Raw genomic sequence first — 23,276 nt, 5'->3', positions numbered from 1 at the left:
TTACCAACGATAAGAAAGGGTGAGGAAGACTGCCCGCCCCGGCGCCCAGGCACAAGCGACCGACCGCGTACAGGCGGCAACATAGCGGCGGTTTGTGATGTTGGTGCCGTTGAACTGAATTCCGAAGCGCTCGTAATCCAGATGTGCCTGCAAATCCCAGACAAGCTGGCTTGGAACCGTAAAGGTTGCTGGAAGTGCCCCTGCCGTGTTGCCTGTGTAGCGCACGCCGCCGCCCAGACCCGTCACCCAGTTTCTGGTGAGATGGAAATCCCGCTTCAGGAACAGGGACGCCATATGGGACGGGATCACAACCGGGCGCTGGTTTTTCTGAGCCGCAACGGTCGTCTTCGTAATCCGGGGATCCTGAGATGTGAAAGACGCCAGAATATCGATCCTGTAAGGCAGTCGCCCGACCGCTTCAGCCTCAAACCCGCGCGTTCTCTGCTCGCCCGTCTGGATATCATAGGTGGAATCCGTGGGGTCTGTGGTCAGAACGTTGGTTTCGACCAGATTGAAGACATCAGCCGTCAGCATGAAGTCTTCACCCCAGGGCGTGCCATGCGGGGGCTTGTATTTCAGACCTGCCTCGATCTGTCGTCCCCGCGTTGGTACGAACGCTGCGTTCTCACGCGTCGTACCAACCTGCGGCTGGAAGGACGTTGCGTAAGACACATAAGGAGCCAGACCGATGGAGGATTTGTAAAGCAGCCCGACACGCCCCGTGAATGCATTGTTGTGCTGCGGCGTCTGCTCCCCCGTACGATTATTGACGGTGAGACTTTGCGTAAAATCTTCACGCCCGGAGAGCGTCAGGTAGAAACGGTGCCAGTCAGCCTGTTCCTGCGCGTAAAGACCCGTTTGGGTCTCTGTTTCGTTGGTATTGGTCGTGGTGCCGTAAGCTGGCCAGGAAACCGGGTTATAAACCGGATTATACAGGTCGAGAGAGGGCGCCGTCTTCTGCCCACGACGGAACGCCATGAAGTCACTGCGAAAATCCACGCCGGTGAGAAGTTCATGATGAACAGGCCCGGTCCTGAACTTCAGATCAGAACGCGTGTCGAGCGTGACGTTGTTATAATTCGAAGATTGCAGCAGAGCCTGACGCCTCAGGGTTCTCTGGTCCGCAGACAGGGCAACAGCCGTCACGTATCGGTAGGAGGCATCAATATGCGCATAACGCATATTCTGGCTGAGGGTCCAGTTTGGCGTTAGCTGACGTGTAAAGCTGTATCCGATGGACGCCTGACGCTTTGAATAGACGTCGAAGTCCGCATCACTGTTCAGGAAATTGCGTGCAATATATCCATACGGGCTTGCATACAGCGTTCCGTCCGCGGGAAGAAACTGCGACGTGGACCCGCCATCGACCTGCTCATAACTGGCAAGGATCGTAAAATCCGTCTTGCTGTCAGGACGCCAGCTTACCGAAGGCGCAACATAGATCTCGTTGTTCTTGATATTCCTGGCATACGTGTCCGATTTCCGGATCAGTCCATTGAAGCGCCACAGAAGTGTCCTGGAGGCATTGAGCGTTCCCCCGACATCTGCTGCGCCCTGAACACGGTTGTAAGACCCGGTCTGGAACGTCACCTGATTCTGCAGGTTCAGCCGAGGGCGTTTGCTGACAGCATTGATGATCCCGCCCAGTTGCCCCGAACCATACAGCGCAGACGAGGCTCCCCGCAGAACATCCATTTCCTCAAGGCCCCACGGCTCAATGCTGTAGGAAAAGGAAGTCGTGGCGTCGGGAGTCCGTGTTCCATCAAGGTAAATATCCGGAGCGAAGCCACGGATCGTACCAAAATAGCCACGGGGATCGTCCTTGGAGCCGTAATCAGACACACCAGCCGCATACCGGACCGCTTCCCCGATACTCCGGGCGTTCAGCATTGTCATGCGGGCCTGCGTAATGACGGTCAGATTTTGCGGAACATCTTCAAGAGCGGTCGAGGTCTTGGTAGCCGCATTTCCACCTGCGGCGAGCAGCCCCAATCGGTTGGCGCGCACCTGAAGGTGCTCTTCACCAGCCCTGGCAGAGGAATGGATTTCCCTTCCGGTATGCTCGGCCGGGTGTGGCAGCCCCTGATGTGACTGACCTTCATGGGCATGCGGCTGGTGCCGTGGAGGGTCCTGTTCCGGCTCCTGCGCAAAGACCGGCCCCGAAGGCAGCCCAAGCAACACTGTTGCACAGGGAATAAGACACGACCGTACCCGCACCGCGAAATCTCCGAAAAGCGAGCGGTGAGATAACACTAATGATAATTATTCTCAACAAATGAAAAGCAGGAAATTCCGAAAAATCTTCGTAATTTCCATCACTTTTCAAATCATTGCCTACGGCACCGCATTGTAACCAGACGGAAACGCCTGCTTACGCCTCAACCCCCAGCTGTCCCTGGAAGTACAGAAGCGGTGCTTCATCCCGGACGGTGATGCTGGTTGGACGCGCCATGAAGAGCGCATGTGTGCCACCCTGGAACGTCTCCACAAGCTCACAATGCATCTGTACCAGTGCGCCATCAATGAAAGCCGTACCATCTTCTGCCCGTACCACAACGTCTGATCCAAATTTGTCTGCCGTGCGGCTGGCGAACAGCATGGCCACGTCCTTATGGCTGTTGTTCAGAATGCTGAGACCGAAACGGCCTGCCTCAGCAATCGCCTTGTAAGTCGAGCTGCCACGATGCAGGCAGATCAGCAGCAGCAGCGGGTCTAGGGAAACAGATGTCAGGGCGCTGATGGTCGCCCCTTGCTCGCCTTCGCTTCCCTTGGCTGTCACAACAGCCACACCCGTCGCGAAATGGGACATGGCCCGGCGAAAGTCCTGCTCATTCAGTATCGTCATGACAACTCTCCTGCCATCGTCGGAATCCTTGGTTCCGGCACCCTTACAGGAGAACCCTGGTCGTCACCAGAACCTGAACAGCAGGCCCTGCTTCAGAAATGCGCTGTCATGGGATGCGCGCCCATCCGCCCGTTTTCACGATCAAGGGCCGTAATGGCGGCCATATCAGCCTCATCAAGCGAGAAATCGAAAACATCCAGGTTTTCGGCCAAACGCTTAAGATTTGCGGATTTCGGAATCACGATGAACCCGCTTTGCAGATGCCAGCGAATGATGACCTGCGCTGGCGTACGTCCAACATGCCGGGCGATCGCGCCAATCGTCGCATTCTCAAGCAGTTGCCCCTTCCCTAGCGGACGCCACGCTTCCGTACGGATATTATGCTGCTCGTTGAAGGCCCGAACCGCCTTCTGCTGAAAGAACGGATGAAGCTCAATCTGATTGACCGCCGGAACTACACCCGTTGCATCCATGATGCGCGCCAGGTGCTCAGGCTCGAAATTCGACACACCGATGGACTTGACGCGCCCCTCTTTCTGCAACGCAACAAGTGCTTTCCACGTCTCGACATACTGTCCCTGTTCCGGCATGGGCCAGTGAATGAGATACATGTCCAGAACCGGGCGCTTCAGCAGGCGACAGCTCTCTTCATAAGCGCGGATTGTCTTGTCGTATCCCTGTTCGTCATTCCAGACTTTCGTCGTGACAAACACTTCCGGGGAACCGACAAGGCCTTCGCCAACGCCACCCTCGTTCTGATAAAGCCGAGCCGTATCAACAGAGTGGTAGCCGAGCTTTACCGCCTCCCGAACGACATGTGCCGTCTCCTCAGGGGGTGTCTTCCAGACACCCAGACCAAGCTGTGGAATAACGCGCCCATCGTTGAGAGTGATACGCGTCTGGTTGTCCATGTAGGAAACCGGATCAGTCATGAAAAGCTCCTCGCCGAGTATCAATGCTCTCTGCCGAACGCCGCCTTACCGATACCGGTTCAGACCTGTTCAAGCAGATGATAGAGCTTGCGGCTCAGTGCATCAGTGCTGAACGGTTTGACCAGCAGCGCGCATCCCGGCTCCAGCAGTCCTTCGTCCAGAATATTCTGCTCAGCATATCCGGTTATGAACAGGACTTTCAAACCCGGAAATTTTTCCCGCATCAGGATCGCAAGCTGCCGCCCGTTCATCCCGCCTGGCATGCCAATATCCGTAATCATCACATCTGGCTGAACGGTCGGCAGACGATCCGTCAAGTCCATCGCTGAAATGGCATCTTCAGCCATCAGGACCCTGGCGCCCAGCTCCGCGACCACGTCACTCACAATCAGCCGGACAGCGTCTTCGTCATCCACGATCATGACCAGCTTTCCGGCCAGCCAGGGTGAACCGCCCGGTTCCGTCACGGGAGTATTTTCGACGGCAGGTATCAACTCAGCCGGCCCATCATATCTCGGCAGAAAGAGACTGACGGAGGTTCCCTCGCCGAGATGGGACCGGATGGACACCCCACCGCCGGACTGACGGGCAAATCCATAGATCATGCTGAGCCCAAGACCCGTACCCTTACCTTGGGGCTTGGTTGTGAAGAAGGGATCAAAAGCCCGTTTGGCTGTTTCGTCGGACATGCCACACCCGTCATCTTCAACCTGAAGCAGCACATAGTCCCCGGGCGGCACGCCGAATTCATGCGCAGCCCCACCTCCCAAGGTGGAATTACTGGTCGAAATCCGGAGCTGATTGCCCTTTTCCTGCATGGCATCACGCGCATTGATACAGATATTCAAAATGGCGTTTTCAAGCTGGTTGGGGTCAATCCGCGTTGTCCAAATTCTGGATGCCAGCTGGAAATCGAGGGAAATGGCCGGCCCGACACTTCCCTGCAACAGGGCTTCCAACCCGCTTACCAGTTCATTGACGTCTGTCGGTACAGGATCGAGCGGCTGACGGCGTGAAAATGCCAGCAGACGATGCGTCAGGGATGAAGCCCGGCGGACGGCTTCCTGCGAGGCTCCGATATAGCGTTCCAGGCCAGTCGTCCGGCCTTGTGACAGACGCATATCCAGCAGTTCGAGACTGCCCCCGATCCCTGCGAGAAGATTATTGAAGTCGTGCGCCAGACCGCCCGTCAGTTGCCCGACAGCCTCCATTTTCTGAGACTGGCGAAGCTGCTCCTCAAGGTCGTTACGCTCGGTAATGTCACGCCCTACGCCATAGATACTGTCGCCTTCATTATTGAAGTTCCAGTTGTAGATCCGCCAGGTACCGTTGCGATGAAGCATACGGACGTCCAGCCCAAGATCAGACCAGGGTGAACCGTGATGAGCCCGATCAAAAGCGTCCCGGACGGCCGCCTGATCGTCGGGATGACACAGCGCATCAATCCGCAGTCCAACCAGCCCTTCCTGCGCGTAACCCAGTGCGCGCAACCAGGAGGGGCTGACAGCAAGGTAATACCCATTGCGGCTGATGATGACGAACAGATCCTTGGCGATCGTCCATAACCGGTCACGTTCCCGCGTCCGCTGGCGGATCCGCTCTTCCAGCATCACGTTCATTTCCCGGAGCTGCTGCTGCGTTTTGGCCTGACGCATGGCAGCATGAGTACGGTCCGCGACAGCACGCGTAAAAACGATTTCCTCCTCCGCCCAGACATGCGGAACGGAGGAATGGACGCACATGACACCAACAAGACGCCCGAACTTGAAAAGCGGAACATTCATCACCGCACGAATATTCATAAGTGCGAACCGTTCCGTGTGGGCCGCCGTCAGCGGATCCTCCTGCACGTCGGATATGGCAACTGTCCGGCCGCGGGCCAGCAACGGACCGTACTCTCCATAGTCACGGAAAGCATGGAATCCCCGGATGGACGCCTGCTGATGCACGTTGGTGCCTTTACCCAGACTGACCGTACGCATCGCGCCGATCAGCAATCCGGTTCCGGCTTCATCAACAGTCCCGTAAGCTGCGCAGGTCACGTTCAGTTCCCGGCACAGGATCTGGGCCGCCACACCTTCCATTTCGTCGGCATTCTCAAGCGCGCGCAGACGATCTCCAAGCTCGACAAGAGCTGTCTGGCGGAGGGACTGCCGTTTACTCTGGTCAATATCGAACACAATGCCAGTAAAGCGGATTGCCCGGCGCTCTTCGTTCAGGTCACAGCGCCCGTTTCCTTCAAACCAGCGCACGCCGGACGGTGTTTGAACACGGAATTCGAATTCACATTTCCCGCCAACACGTACGGAATTCGCGATTGTCTCCGCGACACGCGCCTGATCTTCCGGCTCGATGGCTTCATAGAATGCCGTGACTGGCACACCCTGTTGAAGAGCCTTGGCATCCAGACCCAGTGTTTCTGCCAACCGGGCATCACCGATCACAAGGCCGGAGTTGTCATCCCAGACCCAGGTTCCCGCAATCGCTCCGGCGTCCAGGGCAAGCTTGAGCCGTACCGCAGACTGGTTCACCTCTGTCAGATCACGCCCGATGGCCAGCAGCTTCTGGACCTCTCCATCTTCATCAAAGACGGGGGTGATGGCGACATCCCAGAAACGACGATTGCCACGCATTGTCATGGCATATCCCTGGAAACGCCCTGTCTCACCAGCGATGGCGGCATTTACGGCCAGTACCGCGCGGGCTCGCGCCTGCGACCGCCACAGATCAACCCACGGAATACCGTGCAGAATGATCGGACTATCCAGTTCCATGGCGCGGATGCCGCCTTCGTTGACGAAACGGATGCAGCCTTCGCGGTCCAGAATGTGAATACAGTCTGGGGAACTGGAAAGAAGCAGGCGGGTAAAAGCCTCACTGGACCGCAAGGCTTCCGCTGTCATAGTAGCATTTGACAGATCGACGATGACGCCAACGCAGGACAGATCGTCACCAACTATTTGATCGTCGTCCATCCATGCCCGCATGAGCAGATGCCGAACCATGGTTGGTCCATGCTCGTGAGACACGATAATGCGAAACCGAAACTCGCAGCTTCCTTCCTGGCGGAGTTCTTCCTCTGCCACGGTTTCGTAAGCTTTCCGGTCTTCAGGATGAAGGTGGCTGTAAAAATCTTCCAGCGGTACGCCCATGGCCGTTTGAGCGGGTGAGAGCCCCCAGATCATCGCAAAACGCTCATCACCGGTAACAACGCGTTTCACAAGGCTGGCACGGAAAAAACCCATCTCCGCAGCTTCGGCCATGCGTTTGATGCGGCGCTCCAGCCTCCTGAGCTGATCTGCCATGACAACAGGGGAAAGATCCGGCTCGGGCCTGAAAATATCCCGGGCATACTGCTCACACAATGCCCGCACGCTCTCCAGCCCCTCACCTGTCTGGCGGACGCACAACCACACTTCCGGTGAGCCCGTATGAACAGACAGCCGACAGATTGAAGGAGCTTTCCGGGACGAGGTCAGGGCCTCTAGAAGACGGGCATCACCAGCAGATGCGAGGATCCATTCCTGCGCTTGCGCCTGAGCCACAAGAACAGCAGCCCCTCCGCCAAGAGTAGCGGCGAGCATAAGACAATGGTTGATGGAGGAGGACTGAAAAGCCGAGCGGGTCTGGCGCATTTCCGAAGACAGAAGTTCTTCTTCGTCGGCCAGTCGTCCTTCTTCGCTGCTCATCATGCATTCCCCGGTCACCCTCTGCCCAATAACGAGACAGTACTATTATTCAGCATAGCATCTCTGCAGCGGCTCGTCCCGCTACCGTATGCGCTCTTTTGCAGAACGCTGGTGCGACTTTGCACGGTATCAGGCGTTTTCACCTTCACAAACATTTCACCTAAAGGATATCGCATCATGCTGGGTATTGATCTGAGCGGCCGCACCGCCCTCGTGACCGGCTCCACCGGCGGAATTGGTCTGGCCATTGCCCGCCGCCTGGCAGAAGCCGATGCTACGGTTATTATCAATGGCCGCAAACAGGACACTCTTGATGGAGCACTGGAAACTTTGCGCGCACATGTTCCCGGTGGCAGCTTTCGCAGTGTGGTTGCGGATGTCGGTACGGCAGAAGGCTGCGATGCCCTTGTCTCTGCAGAAAGTCAGGTGGACATTCTCATCAACAATGCCGGTATTTTCGGCCCAAACAATTTCTTCAAAACGACGGATGAAAGCTGGCAGAAGCTCTTTGAAATCAATCTCTTTTCCGGCGTGCGTCTTGCACGAGCCTATATGCCGGGAATGAAAGAGCGTAACTGGGGACGCGTTCTGTTCATTGCGTCTGAATCCGCCCTCAATATTCCCGTTGAAATGATTGATTACGGCGTTAGCAAGACGGCCATGCTGGGGCTGGCCCGTGGACTGGCCAAGGACATGTCCGGCACGAATGTCACCGTCAATTCGATCCTGCCCGGACCGACATTATCGGAAGGCGTTGAAGCCATGCTGAAAGCCCAGAATCCGGACAGCACCCAGCCTGTTACCGAACTGGCATCGGATTTTGTGAAGAAGCATAGACCCAGCAACATTCTTCAGCGCATGGCAACTGTAGATGAGGTGGCGAATATGGTCGTCTATGCGGTCTCTCCCCTCGCGTCTGCGACAACAGGTGCGGCATTGCGTGTGGACGGCGGCACGGTCGATACGATCTGAAGCCCGCAGGCAGCGCGACTGAAAAACCCGGGCCCTGACTGGACCCGGGTTTTTCTGTTTTCAGGCTCAACCGCGTCGGGCAGCGGAGATTTTCTGGTCAGTTCGATACTGGCTGAGTGCATAGACGGACCAGATTGCCGCCGGAATCCACCCGATGACCGTCACCTGAAGGAACAGGCAGATAATCCCCGCGAACGGACGCCCAATGGTGAAGAACTGAAGCCATGGCAATAGCAGTGCCAGAATGAGACGCATAAAATGTTCCTTTCCTTTGACAGGTTGAGCCATTGTTCGCGAGGAGCGCCGCAGATGCAACACCGACCTAGTTTGCGCCCCCGTCCCTGCATTCTCCTTCATCGCGGCAGATCAGTTCCAGCAAAAGTACGGAATGGCCTGTGACGGTGTATTCGAACTTCTGCTCGAAGACCTCTTTTTCGATTTCCGCTCCCGCATCCGGCTGGTTTGTATCCAGCAGAAGCTTCCAGCGACCCTCGTTTGTTTCTGGCAGAATAAAAGGAACGGAATCTTTCCATCCATTGAAGACAATCAGGACCGTTGCATCCGAGCCCCGCCTCACAATGCCGCTTCTCTGACTGCGACCATCTATCATGAGCCCAAAACACTGATCGTGCTGCCAGTCTTCCGGCATCATCAGCCCACCGGTTGCCGTGACCCAGCTTAGCTCCTGAACGTCCAGTTCCTTGTTGTAAGCCTCCGTAAGGAAGCGACTGCGGTGCAGGATCGGATAGCGATGCCGCAGTTCGGTCAGGCGTTTTACAAAAGACTGAAGGCGCCTTCCCTCGTCGCTGATGTCCCAGTGCAGCCAGGAAATTTCACTATCCTGACAATAGGCGTTGTTATTGCCCTGCTGCGTGCGACCAAACTCATCTCCCGCCACAATCATCGGCGTTCCTTGAGACAAAAGCAGAGTAGACAGCATATTCCGGCACTGACGCCAGCGAACGGCATTGATGTCAGGATCGTCCGTTGGGCCCTCCACACCGTAGTTGTAAGACCGGTTGTCTGGCGAACCATCTTTCCCGTCTTCGCCATTCGCTTCGTTATGGCGTTCATTATAGGACACGCAATCCATCAACGTAAAACCATCGTGAGCCGTGACGAAATTCACGCAGGCCCATGTGCGACGCCCGCTGTGGTTAAACCGGTCAGGGCTGGCAAGCAGTCTGGGCGCCAGTTCTGCCGATTTGGCTTTCCCTCGCCAGAAATCGCGTGTCGTATCGCGGAATACATCATTCCATTCCGCCCAGCCCGGCGGGAAATTCCCGACCTGATAACCTCCCGGCCCCACATCCCAAGGTTCGGCAATCAGTTTGACGTGAGACAGTATGGGGTCCTGCTGGCAGACGCGAAGAAACGTGGAATCATTATGGAAGCCGTCTTCTTCACGCGCCAATATCGTTGCAAGATCAAATCTGAACCCATCAACACCCATTTCTTCAACCCAGTATCGCAGGCTATCCGCCACGAACCGGATGCAATTCAGATGGGTCAGGCTGAATGTATTTCCAGTACCCGTTTCGTTTATGTAATGTCTTTTACTATCGGGCATCAGACGATAATAGGAAATATTATCCAGACCACGGAAAGAGAGCGTTGGCCCAAGCTCGTTTCCTTCCGCCGTATGGTTGTAAACAACATCCAGAATGACTTCGAGACCAACCTCGTGACAGGCCCGAACCAGAGCACGAAATTCCTGCGTAGCGCTATACGGATCGGATGCGTAATGGCTTTCCGGTGAAAAAAAGCCGATTGTATTGTATCCCCAGTAGTTGCTCAGGCCCTTATCCGCCAGAAACTTACTATTGACGAAACTCTGCACCGGCAGGAACTCGACCGCTGTTACACCCAGTTCCCGAATGCTTTTCAACAGTTCCGGGTTGGAAAGACCGGCATATGTTCCGCGAAGTTTTTCCGGCACATCCGGGTGCAGTTTCGTATAACCCCTGACATGCATTTCGTAGATGACCGTATCAGTCCATGACGTATTCGGATGGTCGAAAAGCTGAGGCGTTGGATCGATAATGATCGCTTTCGGCACAAAAGGCGCACTGTCCGTAGCGCTAAAACTCAGATCCTTGTCTGCGTGCCCCAATTCATAACCAAAAAGGGAAGGATCCCATTTCAGATCTCCCTGAAACGCTCGAGCGTAAGGATCAAGCAACAGTTTGTTCGGATTGAAACGATGCCCTTCATCAGGCTCGTAAGGACCGTGAACCCTGTACCCGTAAAGCTGTCCGGGTTTGAGGTCCGGAACCCAGCCATGAAAAACATGATCGGTGTATTCCGGAAGGCGGATCCGATCTGTTTCCCTTACACCGTCATCCTCGAAAAGGCAGACTTCAACCGCTTTTGCATGCGCTGAAAAGACTGCGAAATTGACACCGTCATTTTCAAACATGGCCCCCAGACGGTTGGGGCTTCCTTCCTGTAATCCCTTCTGGCGCGAACTGCTCATACTTATTGTTCCAGAAAAGACGCGAGCCGGTTTTCCTGCCCCCTGGCAGAGCCGCGCAGCCTTCAAACCAGTAACGCGGAAAGAGCCTCTGCAAGAGGCGATAACTTATCCGTGATGCCGGTTCCAACACACCCTGTCAGGCGTTGTGCCATCAGAAAGCCAAAATCAGCGAACGTCCGCGAATAAACGGGTCGGACAGCAAGAGGGGGGTGTGCAATGCTCAAGAATACGCCCGTTCCGACAAAACGGGAGTTACAGCTCCTGTCGGTCGCTGCAGAGATGTATCCCTTCGTCAAAACCGGAGGACTGGGAGACGTCGTTGGCTCCCTGCCCCCCGCGCTTGAAAAACATGCCGTCTGCACACGGACCCTTCTGCCCGGCTATCCCTCTGTTCTTCGCGCCCTGTCCGGCAAAATACAAACGGCCCGGATTGATAACGTTCTTGGGCATACTGTTACGGTCTGGCACGGACGAGCAGACAGCAACACCGTGTACGCCCTTGATGTACCCGAACTGTATGACCGGCCAGGAAACCCCTATCTTGATTCCTCCGGACAGCCCTGGAGCGATAACGGCATCCGTTATGCCGTTCTGTGCCGCGTTGCCGCGCTGATTGCCACGGGCCTACTGCCTGAATGGCAACCTGATGCCGTTCTGACTCATGACTGGCACGCCGGACTTGTGGCTCCCTATCTGCATTATATGGAGAAACCTACCCCGCCAGTTGCACATGTCATCCACAATCTGGCGTTTCAGGGGCTGTATCCACGAGAGATGCTCCATCTATTTGGCCTGCCTGACGCGTCTTTCACGCCCGAGCAGATCGAATATCATGGTCAGATCAGCTTCATGAAAGGCGCGCTTCAGCTCTCAGACAGGCTGATCAGTGTCTCTCCAACCTATGTCGAAGAAATCCAGACCCCGGAAGAAGGCATGGGCCTGGATGGCGTGCTCCGTGCGCGTTCGAGCGTTCTCACGGGCATCCTGAATGGCGTGGATCTTCACGAATGGAACCCCATGACAGATTCGTCTGTCTTTTTCCCCTATGCCGTCGGAGACATCATGGCGCGCAGGGCTAACAAGCGTGTCTTTCAGGCGGAATTTGGCCTTCCCCAGAAAGCAGATGCCCTGTTGCTGGGGATGGTCAGTCGCCTCACAACCCAGAAAGGCGCTGATCTTCTCGCACGTGTGGCGCCACGCCTGTTTCAGGAGAATATCCAGCTCGCAGTCGTGGGAACAGGCGATGCAACCATCATGCAGGAGTTTGCAGCTCTTCGGAGCCGCTACCCTGACAACTTCGTCTGTCATCTCCGTTACAGCGAAACGCTTGGGCACCGGCTGCATTCTGCGGTGGACGCCTCGCTGATTCCGTCGCGTTTCGAACCCTGCGGGCTGACGCAGTTTCACGCGCTCCGTTACGGATCAATTCCCATTGCGGCACGCGTTGGAGGTCTGAGCGATACAATCATTGATGCAAATTCCGCTGCGGTCTCGGAAGGCGTGGCGAACGGCATTCTGTTCTCCCCGACGACGGAAGACATGCTGTATCTCGCCATTCGCCGGGCTCAGACACTGTTTCGCCAGAAAGCCGTCTGGGCACGGATGCAGCGCAACGGTGCACTGCATGATGTCTCATGGAATGGAAAAGCCGCTCAATATGCGCAGCTTCTCCAGGAAATGTCCGGATACGAAACAATCATGACCGATACCGGTACTGACATCGCTCCAAGGCGCGCCGATCCCAACTCAGCCCGTCCGCGCCTGTCGCGCCAGGTTGCCCGTATGCCCCGCTCGGCAGCGGGTACGACGACGTCGTCTCTTGTTCCATTTCCACCGCGTACAGGCACCCGCCCCTGAAAGTCTCCTCTATGCTCGCTCGTACGGTCAATTCTGCACTGCAATCCATGATTGACGCTCTTATGAATGGCCAGTGCGGAGACCCTTTCGCACTGTTGGGACGGCACCGTGACAATCGGCAGGACATTGTCAGGGTCTTCTATCCTGATGCCGTGGAAGTTCATCTGATGATGGAGCAGTCGTCCGGGCAAACCATTGAAAAAATCATGCGCCGCATTGATGACCGTGGGCTGTACTCGGCAACACTGCCGCGTTCGGCGCGGTATCATCTTCGCATCCGCTGGGCAGACGCCTGGCAGGAAACTCATGATCCCTACAGCTTTGATCTGCTGCTCGGAGACATGGATCTTTATCTGTTTTCGGAGGGAAAGCATCAGCAGATTGACCGTATGATGGGCGCCATCCCGATGACTGTGGATGGTGTGTCAGGCGTTCGCTTTGCAGTCTGGGCACCCAATGCCCGACGTGTTTCTGTTGTTGGTGATTTCAACATCTGGGATGGCCGAAGACACTGCATGCGTCTCCGTCACGGATCAGGCGTCTGGGAACTTTTCATTCCTGGCGTGCAGGCCGGAGAACGATACAAATACGAAATAGTATCCCATTCCGGAAAAGTGCTTCCTGCCAAGGCTGATCCTTACGCAAAGGCCGCCGAACTGCCGCCTGCAAACGCCTCCGTTATTGCTCCCCCTGATGCGTTCGAGTGGCATGATGACGACTGGATGACCGCTCGCCATATTCGGCAGGCCAGTACGGCCCCTCTTTCAATCTATGAAATTCATGCCCCTTCCTGGCGCCACCCGCAGCACGGTCATGAAATCATCAGTTGGGATGAACTGGGGGATACGCTCATCCCGTATCTTCAGGAACTGGGCTTTACACATCTGGAACTCCTTCCGATAGCGGAATATCCCTATTCCGGCTCCTGGGGATACCAGCCGCTGAGCCTCTATGCCCCGACGGTGCGCCATGGATCGCGTGCGCAATTCGCGCGGTTTGTGGATCGGTGCCATCAGGCAGGTCTGGGCGTCATTATTGACTGGGTTCCTGCGCATTTCCCGGCCGATCAGCACGGTCTCAGCCAGTTCGATGGGACACATCTGTACGAACATGCCGACCCGCAGGAAGGCTATCATCAGGATTGGCACACGCTAATTTACAATTATGGACGCAATGAGGTCTGCGGTTTTCTGGCAGGCAGCGCTCTTCACTGGTTGGAACAGTTCCATATCGACGGTCTGCGCGTCGATGCCGTCGCGTCCATGTTATATCGGGACTACAGCCGCAAAAATGGAGAATGGCGCCCCAACATTCATGGTGGCCGCGAAAATCTCGAAGCCGTCAATTTCCTGCACCATCTCTCTGAAACACTTCATGGCCTGCACCCGGACACACTCCTGATTGCTGAGGAATCAACGTCCTGGCCCGGTGTAACCGCACCAGCGCGGACAGGTGGTCTCGGGTTCGATTACAAGTGGAACATGGGGTGGATGCATGACACGCTGCGCTATATGGAGCGCGATCCGCTCTGGCGGGGATACCATCCCTCGGACCTCACATTCGGCATGGTTTACGCCTATTCTGAGCGCTTTATTTTGCCCCTTTCCCATGATGAGGTTGTTCATGGAAAAGGATCCCTTCTGGCCAAGATGCCCGGGGATGAGTGGCAAAAACACGCCAATCTTCGTGCGTTTTACGCCCTGATGTGGGCCTATCCGGGCCGCAAACTCCTGTTCATGGGAGGGGAACTCGCCCAGCCACAGGAATGGGATCACGAAGGAGAACTCGCCTGGTATCGACTGTCCGACCATTACGGGCGCGGTGTTCATGACACGATCAGCTCTCTGAACAGACTTTATCGGCACCTACCAGCCCTCCACGCCCTTGAGGACAGCTACGAAGGTTTTCGGTGGATCATCGCGGATGACACCCAGAACGCTGTTTTTGCATGGCTCAGACAGGCTCCCGGATCGCCACCAGTTCTGGTTGTCGGAAACATGACACCAGTCCCTCGCATGGACTACCGCATTGGCGTTCCGTGGGGCGGTGTATGGCGGGAATTGCTCAATACCGATGCACAAGCCCTCGGTGGCAGCAATCTTGGCAATCAGGGACAGGTCCATGCGCAGGATATTCCCGCTCATGGCATGGCACAGTCCGTCGTTCTGACACTGCCGCCACTGGCCGTTCTCTATCTTTCTCCCGCCTCCTGAGAAAAAGGGTCTATCCCCATGCCTTCATTCAGGTTCAGGAACCGCTTCGGTGCGGACCTCATCGCTCCGGATCGTACGCGTTTCACGCTCTGGGCACCGTCTTGTGACAGGGTCGTGGTTGAGGTGGAAGACCTTGCGCCCGTCACAATGCGCCGCCATCCAGACGGAACATTTACAGCGGACGTTCCCTGTGGCGCAGGGGCCAGATACTTCTACAGGGTTCGGGATGAAATAACGGTTCCAGACCCTGCCAGCCGTTTTCAGCCCGATGGCGTGCATGGACGCAGCGAGGTTCTGGACCCGGAATCATATGACTGGAAACATCCGGACTGGAAGGGGCGCCCCTGGGAAGAGACGATCATTTACGAGACGCATCTCGGTCTTGAAGGCAATTACGAAGGTATGAAAGGCCGCCTTCAGGAACTGGCCGACCTTGGCATCACAACCGTTCAGTTCATGCCCGTCAACAGTTTCAGCGGGCACTGGAACTGGGGTTATGACGGTGTTCTCGTTTATGCGCCAACACCGGCCTATGGGTCCCCGGATGACCTCAAGGACCTGATCGATCATGCCCATTCACTGGGCCTGATGGTCTTTCTGGATGTGGTCTATAATCACTTCGGCCCCGACGGAAATTACCTTCTGGAATACGCCAAAGGCTTCTTTGACCCGCGCTATGATACGCCGTGGGGCGATGGCATTGATTTCCATAATCCGCTCGTTGCCGACTTCTTCATCGACAATGCTTTGTACTGGCTGATGGAATATCGTTTCGACGGACTACGGATCGACGCGGCATGGGCCATTACGGATCGGAAATGGTTCTATAAACTCCAGAGCCGTATCCACAAAACCATCGAAAAAGGACGTCATGTCCATCTCATTCTTGAGAACGAAAACAACGATGCAGGACTGCTGCGTGACGGTTATTCGGGACAATGGTGCGAGGACTGGCATCACACCCTCACCGTCATGCTCAGCGGTGAAGACAAGGGATTTTTTCTGCCCTTCCATACGGAAACAACCGGCCTTCTCAAGCGGGTTCTAACGGAAGGATTAGCCTGGCAGGGCGAATATTTCCCCCCGCGCAAGAAGCCGCGCGGCACACCCAGCAGCGATCTTTCCCCCACCAAGTTCGTTACGTTTCTCCAGAACCATGATCAGATCGGCAATCGCCCTCTTGGAGAGCGGTTGATTACCCTTTCGGACCCCTCTGCCTTTCGCGCGGCATATGCCCTGCTTCTGCTTTGCCCCATGACGCCGATGCTTTTCCTTGGGGAAGAATGGGGTTCCACAACACCATTCTATTTCTTTTCAGATTTTCATGGCGAAATCGGTCAGAAAGTCGTTCTCGGGCGCGAAGAGCAGTTTGCGGAGTACTGCAACCTGACAGACCCGGAAATCCTCAAGACACTTCCTAGTCCCATAGATCCAAAAACCTTCAGACTGTCCAAACCGGACCGGCTCCAGCGTGAAGGCCCCTCAGGGCAGGCATGGCTGGCAATGACACGGGAACTCCTGTCACTTCGGCACTCGAAAATCACACCCTATCTGAAAGGTGCCTACAGTGCCGGAGCCGATATTCTGGGAGACAAGGCTGTTGTTGCACGCTGGACGCTGGCAAATGGTAGTCTGCTAACCATTGCCGTCAATCTTGGAAAAGAGGGCGTTGCTTTTACAGACCCCGAAACGGTGTTCTACGAGACAGTCCTGAACCGCCACCCCGGAAAACTTCCAGCGGGGAGTCTGGTCGCAGGACTGGATCGCCCTCTTTAAAAAGAGGATCGTCCTTACAGCGGGCGATCGCTCTTGCTGGACGCGGTCTTCTCGCTGAGCCATCCGCCCTGAAATCCTGCGCGTTCCAGACCATCGCGCAGGTATGGGTTCTTTTTCATCACGTCCCATACAAAGCCGCTGCGCCAGTTTTCCAGCATCAGCAGAATAGGCCCCTGATCAATCCCGAGCTGCTGCCCGTCCACCCAGTAGTCGTTCTTGTCCTTGAAGGACGGATTGAAGGAATCCAGGAAGCCATACTGGTTATAGATCCGGCTTCCATAACGCTTGCGCATTTCTTCCAGAGCTGGAAGCGCAATTTCCGGTGCAAAGGCGATGGACCCACCGGCCGCAGTCGGAGCAATGGTGCCGTCATCCAGAATGTAATCCCGTCCGGCCCCACGCGCACTGTACGCCAGATAATGACGGGGCTTACCGTTGTAATCCTGATGGGCATCACCCGGGCCGTCACAGGCCGTCAGACCCCAGATATTCTCACCGTAATCTTTCCAGTCGCCCGGATTGGCCTGTGCATAGGCGCGCTGCGCATACACGGCTTCACGTCCGTTCTGGAAATAATCATCATTATGCTTGCGATTGAAGTCATCCTGAATGCCGCGGAAATCGATCCAGGATTCACTGTACTGATGACCAAACATCGGCGCGAAATTCAGGAGCTGATGTCCCTGGAAGTCACCCCACTGTCCGTCATAAGTTGCAGTCCAGGTCTTCCATGTGTCAGCGGGAAGAGGATGCGTCGGAGAAGCGATAGCCAGAAGGTAGATGATCAGACCTTCATTGTAGCCTTTCCAGTCCGTCGTGATGAAGTTGTTCGGCGGAGACCAGCCCATGCTGAGCCAAGGGCCATGGGCTTTCATCCATGTCCAGTCGATCCGGCGATACAGACGGTCCGCAATATCGCGGATTTCTTTTTCTTTCGCGTTGTCCTGATCATAGTAGGACTGTGCGAACAGAACGCCGCCCATCAGAAGCGTTGTGTCTACGCTCGAAAGTTCAGACCAGTCCGCAACACGCAGGCCCGTATTCGGATCAAGGAAGTGATAGAAAAATCCCTTGTAGCCGGAAGCACCTGAAGCCTTGTCGTTCTGCGGCAGATTGATGAGAAACCTCAGCGTTGTCAGGGTACGATCAATGGCCTGATCGCGTGTAACATAGCCGCGTTCAGCACCGATGCCATAAGCCGTAAGCCCAAACCCCACACTGGCAATGCTGGCCGCACCATTGGGAAGCGGTGAGCGATCCGGTACCAGTCCGTTCTTAGGATTGGCCATGTCCCAGAACCATTGGAACGTCCGGTGCTCCAGGTCTTCCACGAAAGCCTGATCGGTTTTGGTCAGCGCGGCCGGATTGGCTGCCTGAACAGGACCGGTATTCGCGGCAAGCGCAGTTCCTGAAGAGAGGGCAAAATGCACAACCCCTGCCATCGCTCCAGTTCGGAGAAGACGGGAGGAGGAAGCACAGAACCGTTGTCCTGCACGTCGTGCTGTCGAGAGAAACCTGCTGCCTGGCGCAGGCTGCATCCGAAAGTCAGTGCTCATATGGTCACCATAAGCGCAGACGACGTATCACTTGAATGTGGTGTTACATCACAAGATCGTGATGATTTTAACCCGCAGAAAACTGCCGATATTAATGAATATGATGGGTTCCGAAACCTGAGAATCAATACTATTTTGCAAGCTTCCGTTACACGTGCGATTCCCATCCGCCGAGGAAACTCACTCTCCAAGAAACCGGGCTGCAATTTCTGCTGTCACGAAGGCCGCAATCATTTCAGGTCTTTTGTCCCGAACGCCGAAATCCCCGATCGGGCAGACCAGCTTATCAATCTGCTCCTGCGGAATGTCGATCGCCCGGAAAGCGCTTTCAAAACGCTTGCGCTTCGTCCGTGAGCCAATCAGACCCACGTATCGCAAATCGTTTCGTGCCAGTGCTGCGCCCGTAATCAGCGCATCCAGCGTATGGCTCTGTGTCAGAACCAGAACGCCAGACCCGGCAGGCGTCGCCTCAAGAATGGACTCCCAGTCAGACGTAACCTGCGCGTCAACAGTTGGCGGAACCGGCCCGAATTCATCCTGCCGTGCATCAACCCAAACGAGCCTTAACGGCAACAGTGCAAGAGACTTTGCCAGAGCCCGCCCGACATGCCCTGCCCCGAACAGGATCAACTGAGGCAGCCCTTCCCGCTCTGTCCACGCCTCGCGCTCAAGCGCACCCATGTCCACGACACGCTCGATACTGACGGTGACTGCACCGCCACAACACTGGTTGATGGCCGGCCCCAATGGAATATGCCGCTCAAGACGACCTCCGCGCTCCGTCAAAAGAGTACGGGCCTCTGCCATGCAGTCCCACTCCAGACGGCCGCCGCCAATCGTCCCAACCTGCTCGCGCGACGTCACCAGCATGTAGGCCCCGGCTTCACGCGGGGTGGATCCCTTGGCAACCAGAACCGTGATCCTGGCCACCGCCTCCCCCGCATCACGCCAGCGGCGGATGGCTTCCAGCATGGTCAGTCGATCTCGCCACGCAGGCTCATGGCAGTACGCAAAACCTGTTCCGGCGTGGCGGGCGCATCAAGCTGCGGACAGGTCTTGTAGTCATTCAGGCTGGCGAGAGCATCTGAAATGGCCTGAAGGACGGCCACACCATGCACAAACGGTGGCTCTCCTACCGCCTTGGACCGGAAAATCGTCTCCTCCCGGTTCGGCATGTTCTCAAGCAGCTCCACGTTGAAAATACGCGGACGATCGGAACAGGCCGGGATCTTGTAGGTGCTGGGTGCATGTGTCCGCAAACGACCAGCGGGATCCCAGACCAGCTCTTCCATTGTCAGCCAGCCCGCGCCTTGCACGAAGCCCCCTTCGATCTGCCCGACATCAATATCCGGATTCAGGGACTGCCCGGCGTCATGGAGAATATCCACGCGGTCCATGGTGTTCTCACCCGTCAGCAGATCAACGGACACTTCCGCACAGGCCGCGCCATAAGCGAAGTAATAGAACGGACGTCCCCGCCCTGTTGCCGGATCCCAGGAAATCTTGGGCGTTTTGTAAAACCCGTTGGAAGACAGGGAAATACGGGCGAAATAAACCTGCCAGGCCAGTTGCTGAAAGGTCATGACGTCTGACCCGACATGCACGCCATCAGGCAGGAACTGCACGTCTTCCTCAGCGACATTCCACTTCTCGGCAGCAAACGCGATCATGCGACGCTTGATCTTGGTAATGGCATCCAGAACTGCCATGCCGTTCAGATCCGCCCCGGAAGACGCAGCCGTTGCGGATGTGTTGGGAACCTTGCCAGTTGTGGTGGCAGTAATGCGGACCCGGTCGGACGTCAGCCCGAACTCACGCATGGCAATCTGCACCATTTTCGTGTGCAGACCCTGCCCCATTTCGGTCCCGCCATGGTTCACCTGCACGGAACCATCCGTATAGACATGAACCAGTGCACCAGCCTGATTGTAGTGTGTCGCCGTGAAAGAAATGCCGAATTTTACCGGCGTCAGAGCAATCCCGCGCTTGATGTAACGGCTGGTTTTATTGAAAGCGCGGATTTCTTCCTTGCGCTTGGCATAATCACAGCGTCGCACCAGTTCCGTAACGATTTCCCGGCTGATCGAATCTTCCACCGTCATGTGATACGGCGTGATGTTCCGATCTGTCGTTCCATAGAAATTGCGCAGCCGCACCGTAACCGGATCAAGTCCCGTCGCAAATGCAACTTCTTCGATCACGCGCTCTGCCGCGACAATACCCTGCGGGCCACCGAACCCTCGATAGGCCGTATTGGACTGCGTGTTGGTTCGAAGTGGCTCGGAACGAAACCGCACATCCGGATAGAAATACGCGTTGTCTGCATGAAACAGCGCACGATCCACGACAGGACCGGACAGATCGGCGGACCAGCCACAGCGGGCGGCCAGAACCATATCGACTGCCAGAATGTCGCCGTCATCCGTGAAACCGACATCATAATCGACGACGAAATCATGCCGCTTGCCGGTCATCATCATGTCGTCATCACGGTCCAGGCGCATCTTGGCAGCCTGGCCGGTCAGATCAGCCGCAATGGCCGCCAGACAGGCCGCAGCATTGGCTTGTGTTTCCTTACCACCGAAGCCCCCGCCCATCCGGCGCACTTCTGTCGTAACAAGGTGGTGCGGCCGGCCCAGAACGCAGGCGACCAGGTGCTGCGTTTCAGATGGATGCTGCGTGGACGACCAGACACGCATTTCCCCAGCCTCACCCGGCTGAGCCAGAGCGGCCTGCCCTTCAAGATAGAAATGCTCCTGCCCGCCCATCGTAATACGGCCAGACAGACGACGCGGCGCAGCAGACAACCCGGTATCCACATCACCGCGTTTCATGACCAGCGGGCGCCAGACCAGATCGCCACCAGCTTCCCGCGCCTGAGCGACGTTCAGGACGGCAGGCTTTTCTTCATACTCGATCTTCGCAAGCCGGACGGCCTGACGGGCAGCCTGACGGGAGGTCGCCACCACGGCGAACATGGGCTGCCCCCAGTAATAGACATGATCCGTGGCCAGCAGGGGCTCATCATGAGCATGAACCGGGCTGATCTCGTTTTCGCCCGGAACATCCTCGGCCGTCAGAACACGGACCACGCCCGGTGCAGACCGTACGGCGGTCAGATCCATGGAGACGATCCGCGCATGAGCCTTGGTGCTCAGCCCCGGAACAACATGCAACATGCCTTTCGGCTCAGGCATGTCGTCGATGTAATTTGCGCGCCCTGTCACATGCAGCATCGCGCTTTCATGCTTCATGCTGGTTGATGCAGCACCCTGAACCAGCGTCTTGCGAACCTCAGACATGGGCCAGTCCTCCGGTTCGAGCCAGGCGCGCCTGCGGGCCACCGGTTGTTTCTTCAAAGAAACGCGTTAACAGGTTGGCCGCAACCGTGCGGCGGTACCAGTCCGTCGCACGCATGTCGGTCAGTGGCGTGAAGTCCTGTGCGATAGCAGCACGTGCCGCTTCAAGTGCCTCTTCATTCCAAGCACGTCCCAGCAGCGCGGCTTCCGCCTGTTCGGCCCGCTTAGGGGTTGCTGCCATGCCGCCATAAGCCAGACGCACGGACGTGATGATGCCGTCAGCATTCCGCTCCATCATGAAGGCCCCCAGAACAGCGGAAATATCCTGATCGAAGCGTTTGGAAATCTTGTAGGCCCGGAACTGCGCATTCTGCGGAGGAACCGGAATGGTCACGCCTTCCACGAATTCACCCGGACGACGATCCTGTTTTCCATAAGCAATGAAATAGGATTCCAGCGGCAAAGAACGACGCTCATTACCCAGACGCAGATGAAGCGTGGCCCCGGCGGCAATAAACATCGGTGGTCCATCACCAATCGGGGAGCCGTTCGCAATATTTCCACACACCGTCGCGCTATTGCGAACCTGCGTTGAACCAAGACGACGGATCATTTCGCCTGCATCCGGCAGCAGCTCTGCAATGCGGGGTTGCGCTTCCTGATACGTCACGGCGGCTCCGATCGTGAGACCTTGCGCTGTTCGTTCCATCCGGCGAAGTTCTGGCACACGGCCAATGGCCACGACATGCCGAAGCTGCCGCATGCCTTTCGTTACCCACAGGCCAACATCCGTAGCCCCTGCAACGATGGTGGCGTCAGGGTTCTGTTGCAATGTTTCAGCCAGAACATCCACATTTCCCGGTACCGTCAGCGTGCCTTCCGGACCGGAAAGCTGCACGGTTTCACCATCATTCAGTTCAACCAGACGCTCTGAAATGATCTGAACCTGTGCATCAAAACGATCAGGCCCCGCAGTCATGGACTGCTTCATGGCGCGCACGATGGGGGCGTATCCTGTGCAGCGACACAGATTTCCCGCCAGTGCATCATCAATCTTCGCGTCATCATCCGTCGCGCCCGGCGTCTTGCGATAGGCCGCCATGGACATAACGAAACCGGGCGTACAGAAACCGCACTGGGAGCCATGCTGCTCTACCATTGCGGCCTGAACCGGATGTGGCGCATCCGGCGTACCGAGATCTTCAATCGTATAGACCTGCGCCCCATCCAGCATGCTCACGAACTGGATGCACGCATTGACTGCACGCCAGACCAGCCTGCCCTGCTCCAGACGCACAACCAGAACCGTACAGGCACCGCAGTCCCCTTCGTTGCAGCCCTCTTTTGTTCCGGTCCGGCCACGCTCACGCAGCCAGTCCAGCAGCGTCAGCGTCGGAGAGATGCCGGTCAGCGCACAGCGTTCGTCACCAAGATAGAACTGAACGGCCTGTCTCATCACATCTGCCTCCCTGAACGCGAAACCTGCACTGACAAAAGAAAGAATTCTGGATGGACTGGCAAAATGCGACCCTGAAAAAAGCGGGGAATCCCGGATATGGAAAGGGGAAGACTAGCAGACTCGTGCACTATCGCGGGCGTTGCCGTCCAGTACCAAGATACGCATGATGCGTTGCTTTTTCGAGAGCGCACTCAATCGAAAG

At 56.4% G+C, this 23,276-nt stretch carries 14 protein-coding genes; 4 read left to right on the top strand and 10 right to left on the bottom strand.

Features of this window, described 5'->3' with window-relative positions:
* The 4 genes from B7444_RS02985 to B7444_RS02970 all read right to left on the bottom strand — a co-directional run bounded on the left by B7444_RS02985 (position 1) and on the right by B7444_RS02970 (position 7,469).
* Positions 1–2,217, bottom strand: a complete 2,217-nt coding sequence (locus B7444_RS02985) for a TonB-dependent siderophore receptor (protein WP_231502805.1) — start codon at positions 2,215–2,217, stop codon at positions 1–3.
* Between the two features lie 154 nt (positions 2,218–2,371).
* Positions 2,372–2,845, bottom strand: coding sequence for a flavin reductase family protein (locus tag B7444_RS02980; RefSeq protein ID WP_007283438.1), 474 nt, complete (start codon positions 2,843–2,845; stop codon positions 2,372–2,374).
* A gap of 92 nt (positions 2,846–2,937) precedes the next feature.
* The gene (locus B7444_RS02975; protein WP_007283439.1) at positions 2,938–3,777 is read right to left on the bottom strand and encodes an aldo/keto reductase; all 840 of its coding nucleotides are present in this window, start codon (positions 3,775–3,777) and stop codon (positions 2,938–2,940) included.
* 59 nt (positions 3,778–3,836) lie between these two features.
* A complete protein-coding gene (locus B7444_RS02970; protein ID WP_007283440.1) occupies positions 3,837–7,469 on the bottom strand; it encodes a PAS domain-containing protein in 3,633 nt (1,210 codons plus the stop codon).
* 174 nt (positions 7,470–7,643) lie between these two features.
* Between B7444_RS02970 and B7444_RS02965 the strand changes: the two genes are divergently transcribed.
* Positions 7,644–8,438, top strand: coding sequence for an SDR family NAD(P)-dependent oxidoreductase (locus B7444_RS02965; RefSeq protein ID WP_186810568.1), 795 nt, complete (start codon positions 7,644–7,646; stop codon positions 8,436–8,438).
* A gap of 66 nt (positions 8,439–8,504) precedes the next feature.
* Here the strand turns inward: B7444_RS02965 and B7444_RS02960 are convergent, their stop codons facing one another.
* Positions 8,505–8,693 (bottom strand): YqaE/Pmp3 family membrane protein, encoded by a 189-nt coding sequence (locus B7444_RS02960; protein ID WP_010503854.1) that lies wholly within the window; start codon positions 8,691–8,693, stop codon positions 8,505–8,507.
* Positions 8,694–8,760: 67 nt separating this feature from the next.
* The gene (gene glgX, locus B7444_RS02955; protein WP_007283443.1) at positions 8,761–10,914 is read right to left on the bottom strand and encodes a glycogen debranching protein GlgX; all 2,154 of its coding nucleotides are present in this window, start codon (positions 10,912–10,914) and stop codon (positions 8,761–8,763) included.
* A 216-nt stretch (positions 10,915–11,130) separates the two neighbouring features.
* On the opposite strand from glgX, the gene glgA reads away from it, so the two are divergent.
* The 3 genes from glgA to treZ are packed head-to-tail and all read left to right on the top strand — an operon-like array spanning position 11,131 to position 16,760.
* Positions 11,131–12,771 carry a glycogen synthase GlgA gene (gene glgA, locus B7444_RS02950; protein ID WP_007283445.1) on the top strand — a complete coding sequence of 547 codons (1,641 nt, stop codon included), beginning with the start codon at positions 11,131–11,133 and terminating at the stop codon, positions 12,769–12,771.
* Between the two features lie 11 nt (positions 12,772–12,782).
* Positions 12,783–14,984, top strand: coding sequence for a 1,4-alpha-glucan branching protein GlgB (gene glgB / locus B7444_RS02945; protein ID WP_007283446.1), 2,202 nt, complete (start codon positions 12,783–12,785; stop codon positions 14,982–14,984).
* An 18-nt stretch (positions 14,985–15,002) separates the two neighbouring features.
* Entirely contained in the window at positions 15,003–16,760 is a 1,758-nt protein-coding gene (gene treZ / locus B7444_RS02940; protein ID WP_007283447.1) for a malto-oligosyltrehalose trehalohydrolase, read from the top strand.
* A gap of 14 nt (positions 16,761–16,774) precedes the next feature.
* On the opposite strand, the gene B7444_RS02935 is transcribed toward treZ, so the two are convergent.
* The 4 genes from B7444_RS02935 to xdhA form a co-directional block, all read right to left on the bottom strand.
* Positions 16,775–18,202, bottom strand: coding sequence for a glucoamylase family protein (locus B7444_RS02935; RefSeq protein ID WP_007283448.1), 1,428 nt, complete (start codon positions 18,200–18,202; stop codon positions 16,775–16,777).
* Positions 18,203–18,496: 294 nt separating this feature from the next.
* Positions 18,497–19,288 carry a xanthine dehydrogenase accessory protein XdhC gene (gene xdhC / locus B7444_RS02930; RefSeq protein WP_007283449.1) on the bottom strand — a complete coding sequence of 264 codons (792 nt, stop codon included), beginning with the start codon at positions 19,286–19,288 and terminating at the stop codon, positions 18,497–18,499.
* A gap of 2 nt (positions 19,289–19,290) precedes the next feature.
* Positions 19,291–21,618, bottom strand: coding sequence for a xanthine dehydrogenase molybdopterin binding subunit (gene xdhB / locus B7444_RS02925; RefSeq protein ID WP_007283450.1), 2,328 nt, complete (start codon positions 21,616–21,618; stop codon positions 19,291–19,293).
* Positions 21,611–23,071, bottom strand: a complete 1,461-nt coding sequence (gene xdhA / locus B7444_RS02920) for a xanthine dehydrogenase small subunit (protein ID WP_007283451.1) — start codon at positions 23,069–23,071, stop codon at positions 21,611–21,613. Before xdhA ends, xdhB begins: the two co-directional genes overlap by 8 nt.
* Between the last annotated feature and the right edge of the window lie 205 nt (positions 23,072–23,276).

The sequence above is a fragment of the Gluconobacter thailandicus F149-1 = NBRC 100600 genome, from assembly GCF_000964465.1.
Lineage (GTDB): Bacteria > Pseudomonadota > Alphaproteobacteria > Acetobacterales > Acetobacteraceae > Gluconobacter > Gluconobacter thailandicus.
Note: the sequence above shows the minus strand (reverse complement) of the source record. Positions and strands in the feature narration are given on the sequence as shown.

What these genes read in the sequence shown, in the direction of transcription:
- glgA (WP_007283445.1), top strand. Translation starts at nt 11,131, where the DNA reads ATGCTCAAGAATACGCCCGTTCCGACAAAACGGGAGTTACAGCTCCTG.
- xdhA (WP_007283451.1), bottom strand. Translation starts at nt 23,071, where the DNA reads ATGAGACAGGCCGTTCAGTTCTATCTTGGTGACGAACGCTGTGCGCTG.
- xdhB (WP_007283450.1), bottom strand. Translation starts at nt 21,618, where the DNA reads ATGTCTGAGGTTCGCAAGACGCTGGTTCAGGGTGCTGCATCAACCAGC.
- B7444_RS02980 (WP_007283438.1), bottom strand. Translation starts at nt 2,845, where the DNA reads ATGACGATACTGAATGAGCAGGACTTTCGCCGGGCCATGTCCCATTTC.
- B7444_RS02935 (WP_007283448.1), bottom strand. Translation starts at nt 18,202, where the DNA reads ATGGCAGGGGTTGTGCATTTTGCCCTCTCTTCAGGAACTGCGCTTGCC.
- glgX (WP_007283443.1), bottom strand. Translation starts at nt 10,914, where the DNA reads ATGAGCAGTTCGCGCCAGAAGGGATTACAGGAAGGAAGCCCCAACCGT.
- B7444_RS02960 (WP_010503854.1), bottom strand. Translation starts at nt 8,693, where the DNA reads ATGCGTCTCATTCTGGCACTGCTATTGCCATGGCTTCAGTTCTTCACC.
- treZ (WP_007283447.1), top strand. Translation starts at nt 15,003, where the DNA reads ATGCCTTCATTCAGGTTCAGGAACCGCTTCGGTGCGGACCTCATCGCT.
- xdhC (WP_007283449.1), bottom strand. Translation starts at nt 19,288, where the DNA reads ATGCTGGAAGCCATCCGCCGCTGGCGTGATGCGGGGGAGGCGGTGGCC.
- B7444_RS02965 (WP_186810568.1), top strand. Translation starts at nt 7,644, where the DNA reads ATGCTGGGTATTGATCTGAGCGGCCGCACCGCCCTCGTGACCGGCTCC.
- B7444_RS02970 (WP_007283440.1), bottom strand. Translation starts at nt 7,469, where the DNA reads ATGATGAGCAGCGAAGAAGGACGACTGGCCGACGAAGAAGAACTTCTG.
- glgB (WP_007283446.1), top strand. Translation starts at nt 12,783, where the DNA reads ATGCTCGCTCGTACGGTCAATTCTGCACTGCAATCCATGATTGACGCT.
- B7444_RS02975 (WP_007283439.1), bottom strand. Translation starts at nt 3,777, where the DNA reads ATGACTGATCCGGTTTCCTACATGGACAACCAGACGCGTATCACTCTC.